Source organism: Pseudomonas sp. AF32, assembly GCF_022342325.2.
In the GTDB taxonomy this organism is placed as follows: Bacteria; Pseudomonadota; Gammaproteobacteria; order Pseudomonadales; family Pseudomonadaceae; genus Aquipseudomonas; species Aquipseudomonas uvaldensis.
In genome coordinates, this window is the sequence record NZ_RQJK02000033.1 from 15,285 (window position 1) to 38,082 (window position 22,798).

Annotated in this window: 24 protein-coding genes and 1 tRNA gene; 15 read left to right on the top strand and 10 right to left on the bottom strand. The window is 60.6% G+C overall.

Going from position 1 to position 22,798, the window contains the following annotated elements:
- Positions 1-45 precede the first annotated feature (45 nt).
- The 6 genes from EGM97_RS24585 (at position 46) to EGM97_RS24610 (ending at position 5,797) form a co-directional block, all read left to right on the top strand.
- Positions 46-1,032 carry an NAD(P)/FAD-dependent oxidoreductase gene (locus tag EGM97_RS24585; protein WP_238962284.1) on the top strand — a complete coding sequence of 329 codons (987 nt, stop codon included), beginning with the start codon at positions 46-48 and terminating at the stop codon, positions 1,030-1,032.
- Positions 1,033-1,203: 171 nt separating this feature from the next.
- Positions 1,204-2,166, top strand: coding sequence for a YbgA family protein (locus EGM97_RS24590; RefSeq protein ID WP_238962285.1), 963 nt, complete (start codon positions 1,204-1,206; stop codon positions 2,164-2,166).
- Complete coding sequence (locus EGM97_RS24595) at positions 2,166-3,104, top strand: MerR family transcriptional regulator (protein ID WP_238962286.1); 939 nt, start codon at positions 2,166-2,168, stop codon at positions 3,102-3,104. The genes EGM97_RS24590 and EGM97_RS24595 overlap by 1 nt, the downstream gene beginning before the upstream one ends.
- A gap of 12 nt (positions 3,105-3,116) precedes the next feature.
- Positions 3,117-4,577, top strand: coding sequence for a deoxyribodipyrimidine photo-lyase (gene phrB / locus EGM97_RS24600; protein WP_238962287.1), 1,461 nt, complete (start codon positions 3,117-3,119; stop codon positions 4,575-4,577).
- 115 nt (positions 4,578-4,692) lie between these two features.
- On the top strand, positions 4,693-5,463 hold the full coding sequence (locus tag EGM97_RS24605; protein WP_238962288.1) for an SDR family NAD(P)-dependent oxidoreductase: 771 nt from the start codon (positions 4,693-4,695) through the stop codon (positions 5,461-5,463).
- Positions 5,464-5,491: 28 nt separating this feature from the next.
- Entirely contained in the window at positions 5,492-5,797 is a 306-nt protein-coding gene (locus tag EGM97_RS24610; RefSeq protein ID WP_238962289.1) for a YkgJ family cysteine cluster protein, read from the top strand.
- Between the two features lie 107 nt (positions 5,798-5,904).
- On the opposite strand, the gene EGM97_RS24615 is transcribed toward EGM97_RS24610, so the two are convergent.
- The 6 genes from EGM97_RS24615 to hemA form a co-directional block, all read right to left on the bottom strand.
- Complete coding sequence (locus EGM97_RS24615; RefSeq protein ID WP_238962290.1) at positions 5,905-6,423, bottom strand: acyloxyacyl hydrolase; 519 nt, start codon at positions 6,421-6,423, stop codon at positions 5,905-5,907.
- Positions 6,424-6,539: 116 nt separating this feature from the next.
- Positions 6,540-7,331: a glutamate racemase gene (gene murI, locus EGM97_RS24620; RefSeq protein WP_238962291.1), complete on the bottom strand. Its 792-nt coding sequence runs from the start codon at positions 7,329-7,331 to the stop codon at positions 6,540-6,542.
- The gene (locus tag EGM97_RS24625; protein WP_238962292.1) at positions 7,324-8,079 is read right to left on the bottom strand and encodes a molybdopterin-synthase adenylyltransferase MoeB; all 756 of its coding nucleotides are present in this window, start codon (positions 8,077-8,079) and stop codon (positions 7,324-7,326) included. Before EGM97_RS24625 ends, murI begins: the two co-directional genes overlap by 8 nt.
- Positions 8,073-8,903 (bottom strand): peptide chain release factor N(5)-glutamine methyltransferase, encoded by an 831-nt coding sequence (gene prmC, locus EGM97_RS24630; protein ID WP_238962293.1) that lies wholly within the window; start codon positions 8,901-8,903, stop codon positions 8,073-8,075. The genes EGM97_RS24625 and prmC overlap by 7 nt, the downstream gene beginning before the upstream one ends.
- A 14-nt stretch (positions 8,904-8,917) precedes the next feature.
- A complete protein-coding gene (gene prfA / locus EGM97_RS24635; RefSeq protein WP_238962294.1) occupies positions 8,918-10,000 on the bottom strand; it encodes a peptide chain release factor 1 in 1,083 nt (360 codons plus the stop codon).
- A complete protein-coding gene (gene hemA / locus EGM97_RS24640; protein WP_238962295.1) occupies positions 10,000-11,286 on the bottom strand; it encodes a glutamyl-tRNA reductase in 1,287 nt (428 codons plus the stop codon). The genes prfA and hemA overlap by 1 nt, the downstream gene beginning before the upstream one ends.
- Before the next feature lie 172 nt (positions 11,287-11,458).
- Between hemA and EGM97_RS24645 the strand changes: the two genes are divergently transcribed.
- The 8 genes from EGM97_RS24645 to ychF all read left to right on the top strand — a co-directional run bounded on the left by EGM97_RS24645 (position 11,459) and on the right by ychF (position 18,371).
- Complete coding sequence (locus tag EGM97_RS24645; protein ID WP_238962296.1) at positions 11,459-13,183, top strand: tetratricopeptide repeat protein; 1,725 nt, start codon at positions 11,459-11,461, stop codon at positions 13,181-13,183.
- A gap of 4 nt (positions 13,184-13,187) precedes the next feature.
- Positions 13,188-13,805, top strand: coding sequence for a lipoprotein insertase outer membrane protein LolB (lolB, locus tag EGM97_RS24650; protein WP_053146583.1), 618 nt, complete (start codon positions 13,188-13,190; stop codon positions 13,803-13,805).
- Between the two features lies 1 nt (position 13,806).
- Positions 13,807-14,658 carry a 4-(cytidine 5'-diphospho)-2-C-methyl-D-erythritol kinase gene (ispE, locus tag EGM97_RS24655; protein WP_238962297.1) on the top strand — a complete coding sequence of 284 codons (852 nt, stop codon included), beginning with the start codon at positions 13,807-13,809 and terminating at the stop codon, positions 14,656-14,658.
- Between the two features lie 37 nt (positions 14,659-14,695).
- Positions 14,696-14,770: transfer RNA gene (locus EGM97_RS24660), tRNA-Gln, on the top strand.
- Positions 14,771-14,817: 47 nt separating this feature from the next.
- Positions 14,818-15,759 (top strand): ribose-phosphate pyrophosphokinase, encoded by a 942-nt coding sequence (locus EGM97_RS24665; RefSeq protein ID WP_003171603.1) that lies wholly within the window; start codon positions 14,818-14,820, stop codon positions 15,757-15,759.
- Between the two features lie 138 nt (positions 15,760-15,897).
- Positions 15,898-16,500, top strand: coding sequence for a 50S ribosomal protein L25/general stress protein Ctc (locus EGM97_RS24670; protein ID WP_238962298.1), 603 nt, complete (start codon positions 15,898-15,900; stop codon positions 16,498-16,500).
- Between the two features lie 164 nt (positions 16,501-16,664).
- Entirely contained in the window at positions 16,665-17,249 is a 585-nt protein-coding gene (pth, locus tag EGM97_RS24675; RefSeq protein WP_030138575.1) for an aminoacyl-tRNA hydrolase, read from the top strand.
- Between the two features lie 21 nt (positions 17,250-17,270).
- Positions 17,271-18,371, top strand: coding sequence for a redox-regulated ATPase YchF (ychF, locus tag EGM97_RS24680; protein ID WP_238962299.1), 1,101 nt, complete (start codon positions 17,271-17,273; stop codon positions 18,369-18,371).
- 152 nt (positions 18,372-18,523) lie between these two features.
- On the opposite strand, the gene EGM97_RS24685 is transcribed toward ychF, so the two are convergent.
- From EGM97_RS24685 to EGM97_RS24695, 3 genes are all read right to left on the bottom strand, one after another.
- Positions 18,524-19,111: a hypothetical protein gene (locus EGM97_RS24685; protein ID WP_238962300.1), complete on the bottom strand. Its 588-nt coding sequence runs from the start codon at positions 19,109-19,111 to the stop codon at positions 18,524-18,526.
- Positions 19,112-19,124: 13 nt separating this feature from the next.
- Complete coding sequence (locus tag EGM97_RS24690) at positions 19,125-19,559, bottom strand: DUF3592 domain-containing protein (protein WP_238962301.1); 435 nt, start codon at positions 19,557-19,559, stop codon at positions 19,125-19,127.
- A gap of 85 nt (positions 19,560-19,644) precedes the next feature.
- Positions 19,645-20,253, bottom strand: a complete 609-nt coding sequence (locus tag EGM97_RS24695) for a LysE family translocator (protein WP_238962302.1) — start codon at positions 20,251-20,253, stop codon at positions 19,645-19,647.
- Positions 20,254-20,349: 96 nt separating this feature from the next.
- Between EGM97_RS24695 and gcvA the strand changes: the two genes are divergently transcribed.
- Positions 20,350-21,249, top strand: a complete 900-nt coding sequence (gene gcvA, locus EGM97_RS24700; protein ID WP_238962303.1) for a transcriptional regulator GcvA — start codon at positions 20,350-20,352, stop codon at positions 21,247-21,249.
- Here gcvA and EGM97_RS24705 read toward each other — a convergent pair.
- The gene (locus EGM97_RS24705) at positions 21,197-22,768 is read right to left on the bottom strand and encodes a TerC family protein (RefSeq protein ID WP_238962304.1); all 1,572 of its coding nucleotides are present in this window, start codon (positions 22,766-22,768) and stop codon (positions 21,197-21,199) included. The two genes, gcvA and EGM97_RS24705, sit on opposite strands and share 53 nt — an antisense overlap.
- Between the last annotated feature and the right edge of the window lie 30 nt (positions 22,769-22,798).

A 22,798-nucleotide genomic window follows, 5' to 3' on the forward strand; every position in this document is an offset into this window, starting at 1 on the left:
TTTAAACGACGGCGTAGTCTGTACAGAAAGGTAAACGAGGCCCTCATGACTGTACCTATCGCAATCATCGGCACCGGCATCGCCGGACTCTCAGCCGCCCAGGCCCTGACGGAGGCCGGGCATGTCGTTCAACTCTTCGATAAAAGCCATGGCAGCGGCGGACGCATGTCCAGCAAACGCAGCGACGCCGGTTCACTGGACATGGGCGCGCAATATTTCACCGCCCGCGATCGCCGCTTCGTGACCGAAGTGCAGCGCTGGCAGGCCAATGGCTGGGCGGCGGAATGGAACCCGCAGCTTTACAACTCCCAGGGCGGGCAACTGACGCCCTCGCCGGATGAGCAGACCCGCTGGGTCGGCACCCCACGCATGAGCGCCATCACCCGCGCCTTGCTCGGCAAATTGCAAGTGCAGTTCTCTTGCCGGATCACCGAGGTGTACCGCGGCCAGGAGCATTGGCACCTGCAGGACGCGGAAGGCTTCACTCACGGCCCTTTCGGCCAGGTTGTCATTGCCACCCCTGCTCCTCAAGCCACCGCATTGCTCGCAGCCGTGCCAAAGCTGGCCGGGGTGGCGGCCGGGGTGAAAATGGACCCGACCTGGGCCGTGGCCCTGGCCTTCGAGAAACCGCTGGACACTCCCATGGAGGGCTGCTTCGTACAAGACAGCCCCCTCGACTGGTTGGCGCGTAACCGCAGCAAGCCGGGACGCGACAGCCGGCTCGACACCTGGGTGCTGCACGCCACCAGCGACTGGAGCCGGCAGCACATCGACCTGTCCAAGGAAGCGGTGATCGAGCATCTGCACGGTGCATTCGCCGAACTGCTGCACAGCGCAATGCCTGCTCCCAGCTTCAGCGTGGCCCATCGCTGGCTGTACGCCCGTCCCGCCGGCAACCACGAATGGGGCGCCCTGGCCGATGCCGACCTGGGTCTGTATGTCTGTGGCGACTGGTGCCTGTCCGGCCGGGTCGAAGGCGCATGGCTCAGTGGCCAGGATGCCGCCCGCCGACTGCACGCCAGCCTGCAGTAATTCGTTTCACTCCGCGCTACCGCTGCTGTCGCAACAGACAGCAGCCTGTCTGCGAACATGCCGTCTCTACCCTGCACGCTGAAACCGGTTGACTTGCGCGCCCGCAAATCTATGATGGAATAATTGTACAAAAATATAACCTTGTACAATATCATGAAATCAGAGGTGCCCATGTCCAACGGAACCGTCGCCAAGCCGAAGATCGCCATCAGCGCCTGCCTGATGGGCGCACAAGTCCGTTTCAATGGCGGTCATAAACAGTCGCAACTGTGCAGCCAGCAACTGGCGGAGCATTTCGATTTCATACCGGTGTGCCCGGAAGTTGCCATCGGGCTGGGCATTCCAAGAGAAGCCATCCGGCTGGTGGGTAACCCGCAGCATCCCGAAGCGGTCGGCACGGTGACGCCTGAGCTGAACGTGACACGGCCGTTGGCCGAATACGGTCAGCAAATGGCTGACACCCTGGGTGACATCTGCGGCTACATCTTCATGCAGAAGTCACCGTCCTGTGGGCTGGAACGGGTCAAGGTCTACGATCATAACGGCGTGCCGCAGGGCGGTGGTGGACGCGGCCTGTATGCCCAGGCGTTCTGTGACCGGCACCCGGACCTGCCAGTGGAAGAGGATGGCCGCCTCAACGATCCGGTGCTGCGGGAGAATTTCCTGACCCGGGTTTTCGCCTACGCAGCCTGGCAGCCATTACGCCAGAAGCACCTGACCCGCCGGGATCTGATCGAATTCCACTCCCGCTATAAATACCTGCTGATGGCCCACAATCCGGTGCAGTACAAGGCGCTGGGCAACCTGTTGGGCAGCATGGGCAAGACCGATCCCAACGAACTGGGGCCACGCTACTTCAGTGCACTGATGGCCGCGTTGAAAAAATGCGCCACCCGTGGCACCCACACCAACGTCTTGCAGCACCTGAGCGGTTATCTCAAGCATGTCATCGACAGCGAAGACAAACAGGAAGTGCAGCACCTCATCGGCCAGTATCGACGCGGCATCGTACCGCTGGTGGTGCCGCTGACCTTGCTCAAGCATCACTTGCGCCAACATCCCGATCCTTATCTGGCACAGCAGGCCTACCTGCAACCGCATCCGGAAAACCTCAGCTTGCGGAACGCTATCTGATGGCGCGCGAACCGGATTCGAGCGCTCGGGAAGACCTCGGTGCGGACTTCGCCGAGGCCCTGGCACAGGGTTGGCTTCCGATACGCGAGGTCGCGCGCCGGACCGGTGTCAACGCCGTCACGCTGCGGGCCTGGGAACGCCGTTATGGCTTGATCGTGCCGCACCGCACGCCCAAGGGCCACCGGTTGTTCAGCGCCGAGCATGTACAACGTATCCAGACCATCCTCACCTGGATCAACCGAGGGATGGCAGTGAGCAAGATCAAGCCCTTGCTCGATGCACCGCAACCGCCAGCCGAGCCTGTGGAAAATGATTGGCATCGCCAGCGCAACGCCCTCATCGTGGCCGTCACGCAACTGGCCGAGCGCCAAATCGATGATTTGGTCAACCAGGCCATGGCGCTCTACCCGCCCCTGACGGTATGTGAACAGTTGCTGCTGCCCTTGCTGAGCGATCTGCAGTTGCGTTGGCAGGGGCAGTTCGGGGCGCAGTTGGAGCGGGTATTCCTGCACTCCTGGCTACGCAGCAAATTCGGCAGCCGGATTTACCACAACAACCGCCAGCTACGCGGCACGCCGTTGCTACTGGTCAACCATTCGGACGAGCCTTTGGAACCCCACCTGTGGATCACCGCCTGGCTGGCCAGCAACGCCGATTGCCCGGTGGAGGTATTCGACGGACCGATACCGGCAGGTGAGCTGGCAATAGCCGTCGAACGCCTCAAGGCACGCGGCGTGCTGTTGTATTCCAGTCACGCCCTGAACCTGTCCCAACTGCCCAGGCTGCTGAGCGGTATCGACTGCCCGGTCGTCATCGCCGGTACTCCCGCATCGATTCACCACGCCAGGTTATCCACCGGCGTAGCGATGATGAACGTCACCTGGGCCGAAGATCCCTTGGCGGCCTACCGTGAATTGAGCCGCAGAGCCCTTCTCTGAATGGAAAACCCCATGCAACTGATCTGGCTGCGCAGCGATTTGCGCCTGCACGACAACACCGCCCTGACCGCCGCCGCAGCACGGGGGCCTTGCGTGGCGGTGTACCTGCCAAGCCCGGAACAATGGCGCAGCCACGACGATGCGCCGTGCAAGATCGATTTCTGGCTACGCAACCTGGCCTCCTTGAGCGCCGCCCTCGGCGCACTGAACATCCCATTACTGATCCGTCCGGCGCCACGCTGGGACGAGGCACCGCAAGTGCTGCTCAAGGTATGCCGCGAATTGAAGATCGATGCAGTCCATGTCAATGAAGAATATGGGCTGAACGAAACCCGGCGCGACGCTGAAGTCGCTCGCACGCTGGGCGATCAAGGCATCGCATTCCACAGCTACCTCGATCAGTTGCTGTTCAAGCCCGGCAGCGTGTTGACCAAAACCGGCAACTATTTCCAGGTGTTCAGCCAGTTTCGCAAAGTCTGCTACGGCCGGCTGCACATCTCATTGCCAAGCCTGGTTCGCGCACCGGCCCGGCAGGCACCCACCGGCATCGCCAGCGATCCGGTGCCGTTGCTCATCGAAGGCTTTGCACCTTCCGACGAAGCCCTGCGTGCTTTTTGGCCCGCAGGCGAAAGCGAAGCCCGACGACGCCTGGAGGCGTTCGTCGATCAGCACCTCGACCATTACCAGACCGATCGGGATTTTCCGGCCAAACCCGGCACCAGCCAGCTCTCGGCTTACCTGGTGGCCGGCGTGGTCTCGCCGCGCCAGTGCCTGCACGCCGCGCTGCAAGCCAACCAGGGCGAATTCGAAAGCGGTAACGTCGGGGCGGTGACCTGGATCAATGAATTGCTCTGGCGTGAGTTCTATAAACACATTCTGGTGGGCTATCCACGGGTATCCCGTCACCGGGCATTCCGCCCGGAAACCGAAGCGATGGCCTGGCGTGATGCCCCCGAAGAACTGGCCGCCTGGAAAGAGGCCCGCACCGGCCTGCCAATCATTGACGCAGCCATGCGCCAACTGCTGGAGACAGGATGGATGCACAACCGCTTGCGAATGGTCGTGGCGATGTTCCTCACCAAGAACCTGCTGATCGACTGGCGCGAAGGCGAGCGCTTTTTCATGCAGCACTTGATCGACGGGGATCTGGCCGCCAACAATGGCGGTTGGCAGTGGAGCGCCTCCACCGGCACGGACGCGGCGCCCTGGTTCCGGATTTTCAATCCATTGAGTCAATCGGAAAAATTCGACCCCACAGGATCGTTCATCAAACGCTGGTTACCGGAACTGAACGATCTGGATAGGCAACAGGTCCATAACCCCAAAGCCCTCTGTGGACTGTTTGACCGTGTGGATTATCCCGCTCCGATCGTCGACCTCGGTCGATCACGAGCGCGTGCGCTGGCCGCTTTCAGACAGCTGCCAACGCGACAACACAGTGCCGCCGAACCGTTGGGCGCTGAACGAACATGAAATTGATTGAATGCGGATGCACTTTCCACCACTCGGAATATAGTCTTACTTAATCATGGACCGCCGTAAAAGCCTTATAGCAGACACGGCGCAACCCTAACGGAAGGAGCATGGAATGGGTGTGAAACCGCCACGGCGATACTGGCTGACAGGGGCGGGTGACGGCGTCGCCGCTTCGCTTGCTGTAAAGCTGCTTGACAGCGGTGCGCACCTGGCGATCAGTTCGCGCTCGACCCAACCCTGCGAAGCCCTTGACGCACGTTATCCGGACCAGCTACTGATCGTGCCCGGCGATCTGACCGACAGCCAGACCGTACGCAAAATTGGCGAACGGATCGCCCAGCAGTGGGGTGCCCTGGACACCGTCATCCTGAATGCTGGAACCACCGAATACGCCGGCGCCCAACCTACCCCCCAGGCATTCATCGAACATTTGGTACGCAGCAACCTGCTGGCGGCCAGTCTATGCATCGAAACGGCCTTGCCGCTGTTACAGGCAGGCATCCACCCCCATCTGACAGGGATCGCCAGCCCGGCGACTTGCTTGTCCCCATCACACACCGAGGCCAGTGGCAGCACCATGCGCTCCCTGTTCGAATCGACTCGCACGAGGCTCGCCCCCGAGGGCATCGACGTGACGCTGGTCCACCCGGGGTTCGATGATGTGTCGCTGTGCCTGGACAATGGTGCGTTGCCCACGGTCTGCTCGACAGACGAAGCAGCGACCTACATCCTGACCAACCTGGCCAAAAGGCCCCCCGAGCTGATCCTCCCCGTCGCTGCCCTGGCGGCGCTCTGGCCGTTACCCGCCTCGACCCGGACCGACCGGCCGGACATCGCACCGTGTCAACCCGATGCCTGGTCACCGATCAAGGGTCGTCCTTGAAGGCCCCGGTTGCCTTACACTGCCGGCCATGAAAAACATCCCTCTCATAGATCTTCCTGCGCCGGCCGTTACCTGTTCGAGCTGCGCGGCATGCTGCTGCCGACTGGAAGTGTTGTTGATCACCGACACGGGTGTCCCGCAACGATTCATCGCCGTGGACGATTGGGGCGCCGAAGCCATGTTGCGGCTGGATGATGGTTGGTGCGCGGCGCTGGATCGCGACAGTATGAGGTGCACGATCTACGAGAAACGTCCGTTGATTTGCCGGGAGTTCGAAATGGGCGCGCCGGAATGCGTTGAAGAACGCCAGGGCATTGCGACGGTGTATCGATAAAGGTCAGCAGGCCCTTGATGGGGCGGGTTCCCATTGCGGGAGCCTCGAAAGATGTGTGGGAGCAGGCTTGCTCGCGAAGGGGCCGGCCCCCACAGGGCTGTCGGGTATTACAGCGGCATCGTGTAATGCAGCGCGTAGCTCTCCACACCGTCGTTGTTCGACGAGATACCCGCGTTGGAATAGTGAGTGGCGCGAATGCCCACTTCATGCCCGCCATTGAAGCGCAGGCCGAAACCAATGCGATCTTCGAACTGGAACGAACTGCCCAGCTTGTTATCTTCCAGCTCGGTGTTAGCGAACAACGCAACGCCGATGCCAGCCTCAACGTACGGTTTCACGTTCTGACCGGAAAATTCATACACGAAGACCGGCGAGAACGACAGGCTGTGGTTACTCGAAGTCTCATCCCCCTCCCAATAGGTGTAGGCACCACTCCAGTAGCCCGTCAGACGCCCCACATCGCTTTGCAACCAACTCTTGTCCCAATCGAACTGCATGCCCAGTCGATAGGTCATGGTCGAATCGCTGGTCTGACCGACCCCGAATTCCACACCCGCCGCCTGAGCAGTGTAAGTGTGCCCCAGCAACGCAGCCGCAAGTGCGGCCAAACAGAATAAGCGCTTCATTAGAAACATCCTTTTCCGAACAGACTTAGTTAGTTTTTTCTTACAAACAGACAGAGCTATAGAAATCCCCGTTGAAACAGAAGTTCAGCCCCATTTACGTAATTTTCACATTTCTTTTACAGAGCGAAGCTTCGCACAATGCCAGACGATTGCCACAACATTGGTAGGATTTTTCCTAAATGTATCGGATCTGCGCTACTCCAGAACTGGGTTTCGCTGGCAGGCCCTTCCGCTAACGCTCCCCGTTCAGCCAACAAGCGCTGCAACTGGCGAGCCACGGCGGCGCCGGTGTCGATCAGGCTGATATGGGCCGGGATCATCTGCTTGAGCATGGGCTTGAGAAACGGATAGTGGGTGCAGCCCAGGATCAGCGTGTCGCAACCGGCGGCCAACAGGGGGTCGACGTACTGGCGCAGCAGTTGATACAGGGCCGGGCTGTGCAAATCCCCCGTTTCGATCAGCTCCACCAATCCGGGACACGGCTGGGTGATGACCCGCACGTCGGTGGCAAAGCGATCAAGCAGCGCGGCGAACTTGGCGCTCTGCAAGGTGCCGGTGGTGGCCAGTACCCCGACGATGCCGCTACGGGTAGCGGCAGCCGCCGGCTTGACCGCCGGCTCCATGCCGACAATGGGCCAATCGGGGAAGTCACGGCGCAGATCGGCCACGGCAGCGACCGTTGCGGTATTGCAGGCGACCACCAGGGCTTTGGCGCCCTGCCCCAACAAAAAGTCGGCGATGATGGAACTGCGCTGCCGGATGTATTCCGGTGTTTTCTCGCCATAGGGAATATGTCCACAATCGGCGACGTACAGCAGCGATTCATTGGGCAGCAGATGACGGATCTCTGCCAGCACCGAAAGCCCGCCGACCCCCGAATCAAGCACCCCGACCGGCGCGTTATTCATGCCTGTCACCACACACGCTGCAGCCTGGGTCGCGCTTGACCCGCAGTTCGCGGAAACGTGAACCCAGGGCATCGATCAACAGCAGGCGTCCTACCAATGGTTCACCGAACACGGCCAATAGCTTCAGCGCCTCGAGGGCTTGCAGGCTCCCCACCAGCCCCACCACCGGACCGAGCACGCCCGCTTCGCTGCAGGTCAGCTCGGCTTCGCTGCCGTGGCCGTAGAGACAGTGGTAGCAAGGGCTTTCGGGGCGACGCGGGTCGAATACCGACAGCTGCCCTTCCAGGCGGATCGCCGCGCCGCTGACCAGCGGCTTGCCTGCTGCGACGCACGCCGCGTTCACCGCTTCGCGGGTAGAGAAATTGTCGGAGCAGTCCAGCACCACGTCCACGGCTCCGACGGCGGCGGCCAGGCTGTCTTCGTCCATGGCGGTCGTATGAGGGACCAACCCGATCTCAGGGTTCAGCGCTGCCAGACGACGCATCGCCGAATCGACCTTGCTCAGCCCCACGCTGCCAGTGTCGTGGATGATCTGGCGTTGCAGGTTGGTGAGGTCAACCGTGTCGAAATCCGCCAGATGCAACTCGCCAACGCCGGCGGCGGCCAGGTACAGCGCCACCGGGGCGCCGAGGCCGCCAAGACCGACGATCAATGCGCGGCTCTGCTTGAGCCGTACCTGGCCGTCGATGTCGACGTGCTGCAACAGGATCTGCCGGCTGTAGCGCAACAGCTCCTGGTCGTTCAGCACGGCAGGCACCCCAGGCTGATGCGTTCATGGCCGCCCAGGTCCTTGCGACTGTGGACTTCGGCAAATCCCTGGGTTTGAAGCAGGTCACGCACCGCATCGGCCTGGTCGTATCCATGTTCGAGCATCAGCCATCCGCCCGGAGCAAGATGATCCGGCGCCTGGGCGATGATCGTGCGCAGGTCATCGAGCCCATCCTGGCCCGCCACCAGCGCACTGGCCGGCTCGAAACGCACGTCGCCTTCGGCCAGGTGCGGATCGGTGGCAGCGATATAAGGTGGATTACTGATGATCAACTCGAAGCGCCGGTCTGCCAGGGCACTGAACCAATGACTGCTCAGCACCGTGACATTGCCCAGATCCAGGCGTTGGCGATTGCGTTCGGCCAGGGCCACAGCCTCGAGCACACGATCAACCGCAGTGACCGTCCAGGCCGGGCGCTCACTGGCCAATGCCAGGGCAATCGCACCGCTGCCGGTGCCCAGGTCCAGAACCCTGGCCGGGGTGGCCGGCAACAATTGCAGCGCGGTTTCCACCAGCAGCTCGGTGTCCGGACGGGGGATCAGGGTGTGAGGAGCGACTTCCAGGTCGAGCTTCCAGAACCCCTGTTGCCCCAGGATATAAGCCACCGGCTCGCCGGAGCGACGACGACGCAGGTATTCGGAGAACAACAGCGCCGCTTCGCTCGGCACGATCCGCTCGGGCCAGGTGTGCAGGAAGCTGCGGGGCTTGCCCAGGGCAGCCGCCAGCAGCAACTCGGCATCCAGGCGTGGGGTCGGCGAATCCGGCAGCTCGGCGGCGCGTAATACACTGGCGATGATGGTCATGGGTTCACCTCTGCTTACTCGCCAATCGCGGCCAGTTGGTCGGCCTGGTATTCGGCCAGCAACGGCTCGATCACGGCCTCGACGCCACCGGCAAGGATTTCGTCGAGGGAATACAGCGTCAGGTTGATTCGATGATCGGTGACCCGACCCTGGGCGAAATTGTAAGTACGGATCCGCTCGGAACGGTCGCCCGACCCCACCAGCAATTTTCGCTCGCTGGCAATGGCATTGGCCGCAGCGCTGGTCTGTTGATCGTTGAGCTTGGCCGACAGCCAGGCCATGGCCCGTGCACGGTTCTTGTGCTGGGAACGCTCTTCCTGACATTCGACCACGATGCCCGAAGGCAAGTGAGTGATACGGATCGCCGAATCGGTCTTGTTGACGTGCTGGCCGCCGGCGCCGGAGGAGCGGTAAGTGTCGATCCGCAGGTCCGCCGGGTTGATTTCGATGGCTTCCTGCTCGTCCGGCTCGGGCAATACCGCCACGGTGCAGGCCGAGGTATGGATGCGCCCCTGGGATTCAGTGGCCGGCACGCGCTGCACACGGTGGGCACCGGACTCGAATTTCAGCTTGCCGTAAACGTTCTCGCCTTCGACCCGGGCGATAACTTCCTTGAAGCCGCCGTGTTCGCCTTCGTTCTCGGACAGAATTTCCACGCGCCAGCCGCGACGCTCGGCGTAACGCGAATACATGCGAAACAGGTCGCCGGAGAAAATCGCCGCCTCGTCGCCACCGGTACCGGCACGTATCTCGAGGAAAACGTTGCGCCCGTCGTTCGGATCCTTGGGCAACAACATGCGCTGCAGGTTGCTCTCCAGCTCAACCAGTCGTTCCTTGGCTTCGCGGACTTCCTCGACGGCCATTTCACGCAGGTCCGGGTCGCTGTCCTTGAGCAGCGCCTGGGCACCGGCAAGGTCTTCCTGCACTTTGAGCAGCTGTTTATAAGTCACGACAATCGGCTCGACTTCCGCGTACTCCTTGGAGTAGGTGCGGAACTTGTTCTGGTCGGAAATGACTTCACCATCGCCCAGCAAGGCGGTCAGTTCCTCGAAACGGTCCTGGAGAACGTCCAGTTTATTGAGCAGTGACGCTTTCATTACGATTTTTTATCCGAAAAGCTATCCGGTGAACCCTCACCGAGGGCAAAGAGTTCCTGGGCCATGGCCAGCGCATCGAGGCGGCCTTCGGCGGTCAGCTTCTTGAGCTGGACACTGGGGGCGTGGAGCAGTTTGTTGGTCAGGCCGCGAGCCAGTTGCGCCAGCACATCTTCAGCGTTGCCACCGTTGGCCAGCAGGCGCTGGGCCTTTTGCAGCTCTTCGTCGCGCAGGCGCTCGCTCTGCTGACGATACGCCTTGAGTACATCCACGGCGGCCAACTCGCGCAGGCGCACCATGAAGTCCTCGGCGCCGACGCTGATCATCTCTTCCGCCGCCTGGGCCGCGCCCTGCCGACTCTTGAGGTTCTCGGCAACCACTTCGTGCAGGTCGTCGACGCTATAGAGATAAACGTCGTCCAGCTCGCCGACTTCCGGCTCGATGTCCCGGGGAACGGCAATGTCCACCATGAAGATCGGCTTGTGCTTGCGCAACTTCAGGGCACTTTCCACCGCGCCCTTGCCCAGAATCGGCAATTGGCTGGCGGTGGAACTGATGACGATGTCACTGTGCACCAGCTCCGCCGGAATGTCCGACAGCAACACCGCATGGGCTCCGAACTGTTCGGCCAGGATGCTGGCTCGCTCCAGGGTCCGGTTGGCGACCACGATGCGCTTCACACCCAGGTCATGAAGGTGACGAGCGACCAGGGTGATGGTTTCGCCGGCACCGATCAACAGCGCCTGGCTGCGTTGCAAGTCACTGAAAATCTGCTTCGCCAGGCTGACAGCGGCAAACGCCACGGACACCGGGTTTTCACCGATAGCCGTGTCGGTGCGCACCTGCTTGGCGGCGTTGAACGTGGCCTGGAACAGCCGCCCCAGCAGCGGCCCGACGGTGCCTGCTTCGCGGGCCACGGCGTAGGCCGATTTCATCTGGCCGAGAATCTGCGGTTCGCCCAGCACCAGGGAATCGAGCCCGGACGCGACGCGCATCATGTGACGAACGGCCGCATCGTCTTCGTGCACATAGGCACTGGCGCGCAGCTCTTCCAGGCTCAGATCATGGTATTCGGCCAGCCAGCGCAGCACCGCATCGGCCGAAACCTGATCCTGTTCTATATAAAGCTCACTGCGATTGCAGGTGGAGAGGATCGCAGCCTCGCGGCTCTCGGTGAGCCGGCAAAGCTGCTGCAGGGCCTCAACCAGCTGCTCAGGCGTAAAGGCCACGCGCTCGCGGACGTCTACTGAAGCAGTCTTGTGGTTAATACCAAGTGCAAGGAAGGCCATTCAAGGTCGCTGATGGTGACGTGAAGCCGGCAATTGTCCTACTTCGCCAGATTCAGGACAACCACTCGATCTCTATCGCCTCGCCTGACAGCGTAAATCGACGGGGCGGTTATGTTTGGTCGAAGGCTTGTGTCATGATGATCCGACCGCAGGTTAGTCGTCCTCTTCCTATATGAATAGATCTTCCGCGTTGCTCCTCGCTCTTGCCCTGCTCAGCGGCTGCCAGTCCATGGCCCCCGTATCGACGGACGGTTCGCCGCCGGTCGAAGACAGCACGCAGGCCCCTGAAAAGCCCAAGGTCTACGGCTCGTTCAGCGAAGAAACCATCTTCAGCCTGTTGAGCGCCGAACTGGCAGGCCAGCGCAACCGCTTCGACATTGCGCTGGATAACTACGTGACCCAGGCCATCAATACCCAGGACCCTGGCATCTCCGAGCGGGCGTTTCGCATTGCCGAATACCTGGGGGCCGACCAGGCGGCGCTGGATACCGCCATGATCTGGGCGAAGAATGCGCCGGACGACCTTGAAGCGCAGCGCGCCGCCGCCGTACAACTGGCACGGGCCGGCCGTTATGACGACTCCATGATGTATATGGAGAAAGTGCTGCTGGGCAAAGGCGATACCCATTTCGATTTCCTTGCGCTGTCTGCTGCCGATACCGACCAGGAAACCCGCAGCGGCCTGATGAAAAGTTTCGACCGCCTGCTGCAACGCCATCCGAACAACGGCCAGCTGATTTTCGGCAAGGCGCTGTTGCTGCAACAGGACGGCGATTCCAAGGGTGCCCTCACGCTGCTCGAGGACAACCCGCCGGAAGCCGGCGAAGTGGCGCCGATCCTGCTGCGGGCGCGCCTGCTGCAAGGCATGAACCGGGGCGACGAAGCCCTGCCGCTGCTGGAAAAAAGTATCAAGAAGTATCCGGACGACAAGCGCCTGCGCCTTACTTACGCCCGCATGCTGGTGGAAAACAACCGCATGGACGACGCCAAGGTGGAGTTTTCCAGCCTGGTCCAGCAATACCCCGAAGACGACGAACTGCGTTATTCCCTCGCCCTGGTTTGCCTGGAAGCCAAGGCCTGGGAAGAAGCCAAGGGTTATCTGGAAGACCTGATTGCCCGGGAGAGCCACGTCGATTCGGCCCACCTGAACCTGGGGCGCATCGCCGAAGAACGCGACGACCCGGAAACCGCGCTGATCGAGTACGCCCAGGTCGGCCCGGGGAATGACTACCTGCCGGCGCAATTGCGCCAGGCCGATATCCTGATGAGTAATGGCAAGACAGCCGAGGCCCAGAGCCGCTTGTCCGTCCAGCGCGACGCCCAACCCGACTACGGAATCCAGTTATACCTGATCGAAGCGGAAACCCTGTCGAGCAACAATCAGGGCGACAAGGCCTGGGGTGTACTGCAGCAAGCCCTGAAACAATACCCGGACGACCTGAACCTGCTCTACACCCGGGCCATGCAGGCGGAAAAACGCAATGATCTGGCGCAGATGGAAAAAGACCTGCGCCTGATCATCCAGCGCGACCCCGACAACGCCATGGCGCTCAATGCCCTTGGCTACACCCTGTCGGACCGCACCACCCGATACGCCGAAGCCAAAGCGCTGATCGAACAGGCCCACCAGATCAACCCGGAAGACCCAGCAGTGCTAGACAGCCTCGGCTGGGTGAATTTTCGCCTCGGCAACCTCGACGAAGCCGAACGCCTGTTGCGCCAGGCCCTGGAGCGCTTTCCCGACCAGGAAGTCGCTGCTCACCTGGGCGAAGTCCTGTGGGCCAAGGGCAAGCAACGCGAAGCCCGGCAGGTCTGGAACAAATTTCTCAAGGAACAGCCTGACAGCCCCATCCTGCGCGGCACCATCAAACGCCTGACCGGATCAGAGACCCTTTAAGACCATGTTTTTGCGCCACTTCATCGTTTTCAGCTTCATCGCCCTGCTCGCCGGTTGCGCGGGCTTCGGCGCCCGTGAATCCGTCCAGGGCCACGGCAACCCGACCCAATGGCGTGAGCACAAGGCACAACTGAGCGGCCTCGACGGCTGGCAGATCGACGGCAAGATCGGCATTCGCGCGCCTAAAGATTCGGGCAGCGGCACGCTGTTCTGGCTGCAACGCCAGGACTATTACGACATTCGCCTCTCCGGCCCACTGGGACGCGGCGCGGCGCGGCTGACGGGTCGCCCCGGCCAGGTCTCGCTGGAAGTCGCCAACCAGGGGCGCTACGACGCACCCTCGCCCGAAGCCTTGCTGGAAGAACAACTGGGTTGGAAACTGCCGGTCTCGCATCTGACCTGGTGGGTTCGCGGGCTGCCGGCACCGGACAGCAAGAGCCGCCTGACCCTCGACGCCGACAGTCGCCTGTCCAACCTGGAGCAGGACGACTGGCAGATCGAATACCTCAGTTATGCCCAGCAGAACGGCTACTGGCTGCCCGAACGCATCAAACTGCACGGCAGCGATCTCGACGTCACGCTGGTGATCAAGCAATGGCAGCCGCGCAAGCTGGGGCAATGACATGACAGCCCCGCGCCTGACCCTGCCCTCCCCGGCCAAGCTCAACTTGATGCTGCATATTCTCGGTCGTCGCCCGGACGGCTATCACGAGTTGCAGACGATCTTCCAGTTCCTGGACTACGGTGACGAAATCACCTTTGCCGTGCGCGACGACGGCGTGATTCAGTTGCACACCGAATTCGAAGGTGTCCCCCACGACAGCAACCTGATTGTCAGGGCCGCGAAAAAACTTCAGGAGCAATCCGGTTGTTCGCTGGGCATCGACATCTGGATTGAAAAAATCCTGCCCATGGGCGGCGGTATCGGTGGCGGCAGCTCGAACGCGGCGACCACGCTGCTCGGGCTCAACCACTTGTGGCAGCTGGATTGGGACGCGGATCGCCTCGCCGCCCTGGGCCTGACGCTGGGGGCCGATGTACCGGTTTTCGTGCGTGGCCACGCGGCTTTTGCCGAAGGCGTAGGGGAAAAACTCACACCGGTGGAGCCCGAGGAACCCTGGTACCTCGTACTGGTGCCGCAAGTATCTGTAAGTACAGCAGAAATTTTTTCAGATCCACTGTTGACACGTAACTCTCCGCCCATTAAAGTGCGCCCCGTTCCCAAGGGAAACAGTCGAAATGACTGCTTACCGGTGGTAGCGAGGCGTTATCCAGATGTTCGTAACGCTTTGAATTTGCTAGGTAAATTTACCGAAGCAAAACTCACCGGAACTGGAAGTTGTGTGTTTGGGGGCTTCCCAAGCAAAGCTGAAGCTGATAAAGTATCGGCCCTTCTTACAGAGACCCTTACAGGGTTTGTAGCAAAAGGAAGCAACGTTTCGATGTTGCATCGCAAGCTACAAAGTCTGCTCTAAAAGGAATCGAGTGTTAGGCACTCGCAGCAACAGATACAGGGGCGTCGCCAAGCGGTAAGGCAGCAGGTTTTGATCCTGCCATGCGTTGGTTCGAATCCAGCCGCCCCTGCCATTTTCCTATACTCATCCAGGCATACCCTCAGCCTCCAGGTACTGCGCGTGTCCAAGATGATGGTCTTTACGGGGAACGCCAACCCCGATCTGGCTCGGCGTGTCGTACGTCAGCTGCATATCCCTCTCGGTGACATTTCTGTCGGTAAATTTTCCGACGGCGAGATCACTGCCGAGATCAATGAAAACGTTCGCGGTAAAGACGTCTTCATTATTCAGCCGACCTGCGCTCCGACCAACGATAACCTGATGGAACTCGTCGTGATGGCTGATGCCTTCCGCCGTTCCTCGGCTACTCGTATCACTGCTGTTATTCCTTACTTTGGTTATGCCCGCCAGGATCGCCGCCCGCGTTCCGCACGCGTGGCGATCAGCGCAAAAGTCGTCGCCGACATGCTGACCGTCGTCGGCATCGACCGTGTCCTCACGGTTGATCTGCACGCTGACCAGATTCAGGGCTTCTTCGATATTCCCGTGGATAACATCTACGGCTCCCCGGTCCTGGTGGATGACATCGAAGATCAGCGCTTCGAGAACCTGATGATCGTGTCCCCGGACATTGGTGGCGTCGTGCGTGCACGGGCCGTTGCCAAATCCCTGGGCGTGGACCTGGGTATCATCGACAAACGCCGCGAGAAAGCCAATCACTCCGAAGTGATGCATATCATCGGCGACGTCGAAGGCCGTACCTGTATCCTGGTCGATGACATGGTCGATACCGCCGGCACCCTGTGCCACGCGGCCAAGGCTCTGAAAGAGCATGGCGCGGCCAAGGTCTTTGCCTACTGCACACACCCTGTGCTGTCGGGTCGGGCGATCGAGAACATTGAAAATTCCGTGCTGGACGAGCTGGTGGTCACTAACACCATCCCGCTGTCCGCAGCAGCACAAGCCTGTGCGCGTATCCGCCAACTGGATATCGCACCGGTTGTTGCCGAAGCGGTTCGCCGCATCAGCAATGAAGAATCGATCAGCGCGATGTTCCGTTAAGGGCCCTGCCCTTGCCATGACATCCCGTTGACGAAAAGCGCCCCGCCCCAACACTCATGTTGGGGCGGGGCTTTTTTGCCCATCCGCTTTGACGTCGGTCGCAGACGTCACCCGGAATGGCTATTTTGGAGATACAAAATGACTGATTTCATCCTGAACGCCCAAGCGCGTACCGACCTGGGGAAAGGTGCGAGCCGCCGCCTGCGTCGTCTCGCCAACCAGGTTCCTGCCGTTGTCTACGGTGGTGACAAGGCTCCTGAGTCCATCACCATGCTGGCCAAAGAAGTGGCCAAGCTGTTCGAAGACGAGGCTGCCTTCAGCCACGTGATCGAGCTGAACGTCGATGGCAAGAAGCAAAACGTCATCGTTAAAGCGATGCAGCGTCACCCGGCCAAGCAATTCATCATGCACGCTGACTTCATTCGCGTCGTGGCTGGCCAGAAACTGACCGCAACCGTTCCAGTGCACTTCATCAACGAAGCTGCTCCAATCAAGAAAGGCGGCGAGATCTCGCACGTCACTTCCGAGCTGGAAGTTTCCTGCCTGCCGAAAGACCTGCCTGAATTCATCGAAGTCGACCTGGCTGACGCCGAAATCGGCACGATCATTCACCTGTCCGACCTGAAAGCACCTAAAGGCGTTGAATTCGTGGCCCTGGCACACGGCGACGACAAGGCTGTTGCCAACGTCCACGCTCCACGTGTTGCTCCAGAAGCTACCGAAGAAGGCGCAGCAGAGTAATTTCACTCTGTCGCCGGAGTGACCGGTAACATCGCGGACTGGAACGTAGCGAGGCAGCGGGCGGGAACGCGAAGTTTACTCAAGGGTAGATCCGCAATTTCGTCCACTGTCGCCAAAATACCTGACCGCGACTTGTTATCCACACTCCAGGAAGGGCCCCTATCGTGACTGCCATCAAACTGATCGTTGGCCTGGGAAATCCAGGCACCGAATACGAACAGACCCGGCATAACGCAGGGGCCCTTTTTGTTGAGCGCATCGCGCACGCACAAGGCGTCAGCCTGGCGGCCGATCGCAAATATTTCGGCCTGACCGGGCGCTTTTCGCATCAGGGTCAGGACGTTCGTCTGTTGATTCCCACCACCTATATGAACCGCAGCGGCCAGGCCGTGGCGGCATTGGCCGGTTTCTTCCGCATCAAGCCCGAAGAAATCCTGGTGGCCCACGACGAACTCGACCTGCCTCCGGGCGTTGCCAAGCTCAAACAGGGCGGCGGCCATGGCGGTCACAACGGGTTGCGCGACATCATTGCGCAGCTGGGTAACCAGAATACCTTTCACCGCCTGCGGCTCGGCATCGGCCACCCGGGCGTTGCCAGTATGGTGTCGAATTTCGTCCTGGGTCGTGCGCCTCGCGCCGAACAGGAAAAACTCGATGCCAGCATCGACTTTGCCCTCGGCGTGCTGCCGGATATTCTCGCCGGTGAATGGAACCGCGCGATGAAGAACCTGCACAGCCAGAAGGCCTGACTCTTACCGAGGGGAAACACCATGGGATTCAATTGCGGCATCGTCGGCCTGCCTAACGTCGGCAAGTCCACCCTGTTCAACGCCCTGACCAAATCCGGTATCGCGGCCGAGAACTTCCCCTTCTGCACCATCGAGCCGAACAGCGGCATCGTGCCGATGCCGGATGCGCGCCTGGATGCCCTGGCGGCCATCGTCAATCCCAAGCGCATCCTGCCGACCACCATGGAGTTCGTCGACATCGCGGGCCTCGTCGCCGGCGCGTCGAAAGGCGAAGGCCTGGGTAACAAGTTCCTCGCCAACATCCGCGAGACCGATGCCATCGCCCACGTGGTCCGCTGCTTTGAAGACGAGAACGTGATCCACGTCTCCAACAGTGTCGACCCGAAACGCGACATCGAGATCATCGACCTGGAACTGATCTTCGCCGACCTCGACAGCTGCGAGAAGCAACTGCAAAAAGTCGCCCGCAACGCCAAGGGTGGCGACAAGGACGCCGTCGTCCAGAAAGGCCTGCTGGAGCAGTTGATCGCCCACTTCACCGAAGGCAAGCCGGCGCGCAGCCTGATGAAGAACATGAGCACCGAAGAGAAGCTGGTGATCAAGGGCTTCCACCTGCTGACCACCAAGCCGGTCATGTACATTGCCAACGTCGCTGAAGACGGTTTCGAGAACAACCCGCACCTGGACGTGGTCAAGGCCATCGCCGAAGAAGAAGGCGCCGTGGTGGTTCCGGTCTGCAACAAGATCGAAGCGGAAATCGCCGAACTGGACGACGGTGAAGAAAAGGACATGTTCCTGGAGGCCCTGGGCCTGGAAGAGCCTGGCCTGAACCGCGTGATCCGCGCCGGTTACGAAATGCTCAACCTGCAGACCTACTTCACCGCCGGTGTCGAGGAAGTCCGTGCCTGGACCGTCCGCGTCGGCGCCACCGCCCCGCAAGCCGCCGGCGTGATCCACACCGACTTCGAAAAAGGCTTTATCCGCGCCGAAGTCATCGCCTATGCCGACTTCATCCAGTACAAGGGTGAAGCCGGTGCCAAGGAAGCCGGCAAATGGCGCCTGGAAGGCAAGGACTATATCGTCAAGGACGGCGATGTGATGCACTTCCGCTTTAACGTCTGACCTTGTTGATATCAAAAAAGCCGCGATGATTCGCGGCTTTTTTGTGGGAGCGAGCCTGCTCGCGATGGCGGCGGATCAGTCACTCTCTTTGCAAGCTGGTACACCGCTATCGCGAGCAGGCTCGCTCCCACAGGAGGCTTGTACGGTGTGCGTTAGAACAGATACCCCATGTAGATCGCCGCACCACCACCGGCCTGCACGCCGGCGTTCATGCCAGCCATCACCACCGCGCCCTTGGCCGACTGCAGCAGTTGCCGGTTGACCGTGCCGGAAGCAATGAGCGATGTCGCCGGGCTGGCGTTCAAGGCCACCGACAATGCCAGCAACTTGGGACCGAGCCCGAACAACAGGGCCGTGGCCGAACCGCCCACCACCAGGCCTCCTCCCACTTCGGTGTACATGCAGGGCCCGGTGATGTCGTCTTCGGTCAGGTCATGGCTGACCAGCGCGTCGCTGACGAACACCTTGCCGAAGCTGGGGAAAGCCTCAGCCGCGCCGGCCGCCCCCACGCTCTTGCCTTTGATCTGGATATTGACCTTGCCGAAACGCGGCAGCCGCGCGCCGAATCCGGCCCCCACCCCGACGCCGCCATAGCGATAGCTGACGTCCTTGCCCTCCGGTGAACGCAGGATGATCGAACCGCCACTGCCCGCCACCAAGGCTACGGTCAGGCCACCGCCGCTGGCGGTCTGGTACTGCCAGCGGCTTTCATTGACCGGGATCGGGATGTTGTAGCTCATACCTTCAAAATCCTTAATGTGAATGAACCGCACCGCGGCCGCGTTGGCGAATGGTTGTTGTCAGCCCCACAAACGCAAACATCAGACCGAGCCCTCCCAACAGCCCGGAAGGCCCCCAGAGTGCTCCCGGATCATCGACGACGGCACTGCCGGCAGGCTGATCGGGCAAGTAACGCACGCGTACCGACTGGCCCTGCCGATAACCGAAAATCAAGCCGCCCTGGGGATAAGAAATTTTTTCGCCAGTGGCCGTGGTAAAGGCAATTTCGGGATGCGAACCACCGGCATTCAAATGACTGACGATGCCATCGGCGGCCTGTGCGTGGGCCAGGAACTCGCGGCGATCCAGAGTGAGGTTGAGGGCGATGCCCAACAAGCCGATACCAATCAGGGCGAAAAGCAGGCCCAGCAATATCTTCCCGGTGCGTGACGGGGTGGCGTTAACCATGGTGGGTCTCGGTATTCATCCATGAAAAAGGCTGCTCAGGATAACAAGAAGCTTCGCCATCTCACATCTGCGACAGAAGCCCCCTTCATTTACTTGCGGTAGCCATCAACACGCCAAAGCAGAAGAAAGTGATGCCCGACAGCTTGCCGACAATCCCGGCTGCCCTGTTGGTGGAGAGCCAGCTCCTTGCACCATTGGCCATGAGGGCGTATGCGCCATGAACCAATACGACGAGAAGGCCATAGGAAGAAACCAGCAGGAAAAACTGGTCGAAATAGTCAGCCCCTGGCTCGATGAACTGAGGAAACACAGCGAGAAAGAAGAAACCCGCCTTGGGGTTCAATAACTGGATCGACAATGCCTCGATAAATCGTCGCCACGGTCGCGACGAGGTGGTGCTGGGCTCAGGGAGAAAACGCTTCGTACGCCACATCTTGATTCCCAGGTACAACAAATACAGGGCACCGGCATATTTGAGAAAGGTGAACGCTGTAGCCGACGCAGCAAGGATCAGCCCTACGCTACTGGCGCTGATACCTGCCACGACAAAAGCGCCGAGTGCGATACCACAGACGCCGGGCAGCGAACCGCTCCAACCATGGCGCAAGGCGTTGGAAATCGTCAGCACCACCCCAGGGCCAGGGCTGAGCACGGTCAGGGTTGCCAGAATCAGAAACAGTCCGTAATTGCCCATAAATCACTCCAACAAAGCGGCGGAGCCCAGAGTGATGTGAACAGACATCGCTGACAAACGCTTTAATTGGACCGGTGATGTGACTAAATTAGACACATGATTTCCAACCTGCCCCCCTTGAACGCCGTTCGCGCCTTCGCCGCTGCCGCTCGCCACCAGAGCTTCAGCCGTGCGGCCGAAGAGCTGCATGTCAGCCACAGCGCTGTCAGCCGTCATATCAAGTTGCTGGAGGAACGCCTGGGGGTGCTGCTTTTCGAGCGTCGAACCCGGCAATCACTGCTGACGCCGGCCGGCCAGACATTTTATGAGCAGGTCAGTGTGGCCCTGGCGCAGATCGCCGATGCGGCAACCACCCTGACCCGGGGCGCTTCGCTGCGCAAAGTCAGAATCAACGTGCGCCCCTCCTTTGCGGTGCGCTGGTTGATCCCGCGCTTGCCGAACTTCATGGCGCTGTATCCGGATATCCAGCCTGAAGTGATCACCAGCACCCTGCCACCGGATCACGTGCGTGAAACATTTGATGTTGTGATACGCCGCGCAAAAGCTGGATGGTCAGCCAATGTCCAACCTCATGCATTACTGGAAGATGACCTGGTGTTGGTCGCCGCACCGTCACTGCTGCAAAGCCAGCCGCTGGACAGCCCCAGCGATCTGGTCCGACACACGCTGCTGACGGGAAGGACCCGCAGCAGCGACTGGCAGGACTGGGCCAGACACGCGGGTATCACTCAGCGACACACTCAACCCGCTTTGCAATTCGACCACATGCATCTGGTGCTGCAAGCCGCCATCGACGGCTTGGGTATCGCCCTGTGTCCTGCATCATTGCTGGGCAGGGACTTGTCCACAGGGCGACTGACCTCCCCGTTTCCTTCCCTGCGCCTGCCATTGACCCGTTATTACTACGGCGTCGCCCAGGACGCCGCCGCTGAGACGCAGGTGTTTATCGACTGGATGCGCGCTCAAATTCATCAGGACGCAACAGAACCCGCGTAACCCGACGCTCCTGGACTTCGACAACGGTCATGCGCCATGCTTGCCATTGGAGTTCATCGCCAATGACCGGCAAGCGATCCAGCAAGCTCATGACCAATCCCGCCAGCGTCTGGTAATCATCGGTGGCCTTCGCCTGGAAGCCGGTATGTTCGCGGATCTGGCTGAGGTTCAACGCGCCGTTGACCAGGAAACCGCCCTCCTGGGCCACGATATTCGGCCCCTCGATTTCACTGGCATCGGGCAACTCACCGGCGATGGACTCCAGAATGTCAGTCATGGTGAGCAGGCCAATGAAGTCGCCGAACTCGTTCACCACGAAGGCAATGTGCGTCGACTCCTTACGCATCTGCTCCAGCGCGTTGAGAATCGTGAAGCTCTCCAGCAGGTTGATGGTCTTGCGCGCCATGGCTTCCAGGCGGGGTTGATTGCCCGCCAGCAGCTCCTTGAGCAGCTCCTTTTTATGGACGAAGCCCAACGGTTCATCCACCCTGCCCTCGCGAATCAACGGCAGTCTGGAGTAGGAAGAGTGCATCAGCCGTGTACGAATCTCCTCTGGAGTGTCGGCCAAGTCGATGTGATCGACATCGGCGCGGTGAGTCATGACAGTGCGTATCGGGCGCTCCGCCAACTGCAACACGCCGCTGATCATGACCCGCTCCCGTCGATCGAAGACTTGCTCGGTTTCATCACCGGCGAGCATGTCGGCGATCTCTTCACCGACCTCCTCCACCCCCAGTTTTTGCCCCCCGAGCAAGCGCAACACCGCATGGGCAGTACGCTCGCGCATAGGGCGATGGCCTTGCAGGCTCTTCTTGCGACGCGCACGGGCCAACTGGTTGAACAGTTCGATCAGAATGGAGAAGCCAATCGCGGCGTAGAGGTAACCTTTCGGGATGTGGAAGCCCAGGCCTTCGGCGGTGAGGCTGAAGCCGATCATCATCAGGAAGCCCAGGCACAGCATGATGACGGTCGGGTGGCCGTTGACGAAGGTGGTCAGCGGCTTGCTGGCGACGATCATCAAGCCGATGGAGAACACCACCGCGATCATCATGACCGACAGGTGCTCCACCATACCCACCGCGGTGATGACCGCGTCCAGCGAGAACACCGCATCGAGCACCACGATCTGCGCAACGATAGGCCAGAACAGCGCATAGGCCGCGCCGCCTGAACGCTGCGCCACATGCCCTTCAAGTCGCTCATGCAATTCCATGGTGGCCTTGAACAACAGGAACACACCACCGAACAGCATGATCAGGTCCCGGCCCGAAAAAGACTTGCCGAATACCTCGAACAGCGGCGCGGTCAGGGTCACCATCCAGGAAATGCTGGCCAGCAGGCCAAGGCGCATCAACAAGGCCAGGGACAAGCCAATGACACGGGCACGGTCACGCTGCTCCGGTGGAAGTTTGTCCGCCAGGATAGCGATGAATACGAGGTTATCGATGCCGAGCACCAGCTCCAGCACGATCAGGGTCAGCAGGCCAAGCCATGCCGTGGGGTCAGCGATCCATTCCATGGGTTATGCGCTCCCTCGGAATTTCATCGC

What these genes read in the sequence shown, in the direction of transcription:
- hemA (WP_238962295.1), bottom strand. Translation starts at nt 11,286, where the DNA reads ATGGCCTTCCTTGCACTTGGTATTAACCACAAGACTGCTTCAGTAGAC.
- phrB (WP_238962287.1), top strand. Translation starts at nt 3,117, where the DNA reads ATGCAACTGATCTGGCTGCGCAGCGATTTGCGCCTGCACGACAACACC.
- EGM97_RS24610 (WP_238962289.1), top strand. Translation starts at nt 5,492, where the DNA reads ATGAAAAACATCCCTCTCATAGATCTTCCTGCGCCGGCCGTTACCTGT.
- gcvA (WP_238962303.1), top strand. Translation starts at nt 20,350, where the DNA reads ATGATTTCCAACCTGCCCCCCTTGAACGCCGTTCGCGCCTTCGCCGCT.
- EGM97_RS24605 (WP_238962288.1), top strand. Translation starts at nt 4,693, where the DNA reads ATGGGTGTGAAACCGCCACGGCGATACTGGCTGACAGGGGCGGGTGAC.
- EGM97_RS24705 (WP_238962304.1), bottom strand. Translation starts at nt 22,768, where the DNA reads ATGGAATGGATCGCTGACCCCACGGCATGGCTTGGCCTGCTGACCCTG.
- EGM97_RS24595 (WP_238962286.1), top strand. Translation starts at nt 2,166, where the DNA reads ATGGCGCGCGAACCGGATTCGAGCGCTCGGGAAGACCTCGGTGCGGAC.
- prmC (WP_238962293.1), bottom strand. Translation starts at nt 8,903, where the DNA reads ATGACCATCATCGCCAGTGTATTACGCGCCGCCGAGCTGCCGGATTCG.
- EGM97_RS24685 (WP_238962300.1), bottom strand. Translation starts at nt 19,111, where the DNA reads ATGAGCTACAACATCCCGATCCCGGTCAATGAAAGCCGCTGGCAGTAC.
- ychF (WP_238962299.1), top strand. Translation starts at nt 17,271, where the DNA reads ATGGGATTCAATTGCGGCATCGTCGGCCTGCCTAACGTCGGCAAGTCC.
- prfA (WP_238962294.1), bottom strand. Translation starts at nt 10,000, where the DNA reads ATGAAAGCGTCACTGCTCAATAAACTGGACGTTCTCCAGGACCGTTTC.
- lolB (WP_053146583.1), top strand. Translation starts at nt 13,188, where the DNA reads ATGTTTTTGCGCCACTTCATCGTTTTCAGCTTCATCGCCCTGCTCGCC.
- EGM97_RS24615 (WP_238962290.1), bottom strand. Translation starts at nt 6,423, where the DNA reads ATGAAGCGCTTATTCTGTTTGGCCGCACTTGCGGCTGCGTTGCTGGGG.
- EGM97_RS24645 (WP_238962296.1), top strand. Translation starts at nt 11,459, where the DNA reads ATGAATAGATCTTCCGCGTTGCTCCTCGCTCTTGCCCTGCTCAGCGGC.
- EGM97_RS24590 (WP_238962285.1), top strand. Translation starts at nt 1,204, where the DNA reads ATGTCCAACGGAACCGTCGCCAAGCCGAAGATCGCCATCAGCGCCTGC.
- EGM97_RS24695 (WP_238962302.1), bottom strand. Translation starts at nt 20,253, where the DNA reads ATGGGCAATTACGGACTGTTTCTGATTCTGGCAACCCTGACCGTGCTC.
- ispE (WP_238962297.1), top strand. Translation starts at nt 13,807, where the DNA reads ATGACAGCCCCGCGCCTGACCCTGCCCTCCCCGGCCAAGCTCAACTTG.
- murI (WP_238962291.1), bottom strand. Translation starts at nt 7,331, where the DNA reads ATGAATAACGCGCCGGTCGGGGTGCTTGATTCGGGGGTCGGCGGGCTT.
- EGM97_RS24670 (WP_238962298.1), top strand. Translation starts at nt 15,898, where the DNA reads ATGACTGATTTCATCCTGAACGCCCAAGCGCGTACCGACCTGGGGAAA.
- EGM97_RS24690 (WP_238962301.1), bottom strand. Translation starts at nt 19,559, where the DNA reads ATGGTTAACGCCACCCCGTCACGCACCGGGAAGATATTGCTGGGCCTG.
- EGM97_RS24585 (WP_238962284.1), top strand. Translation starts at nt 46, where the DNA reads ATGACTGTACCTATCGCAATCATCGGCACCGGCATCGCCGGACTCTCA.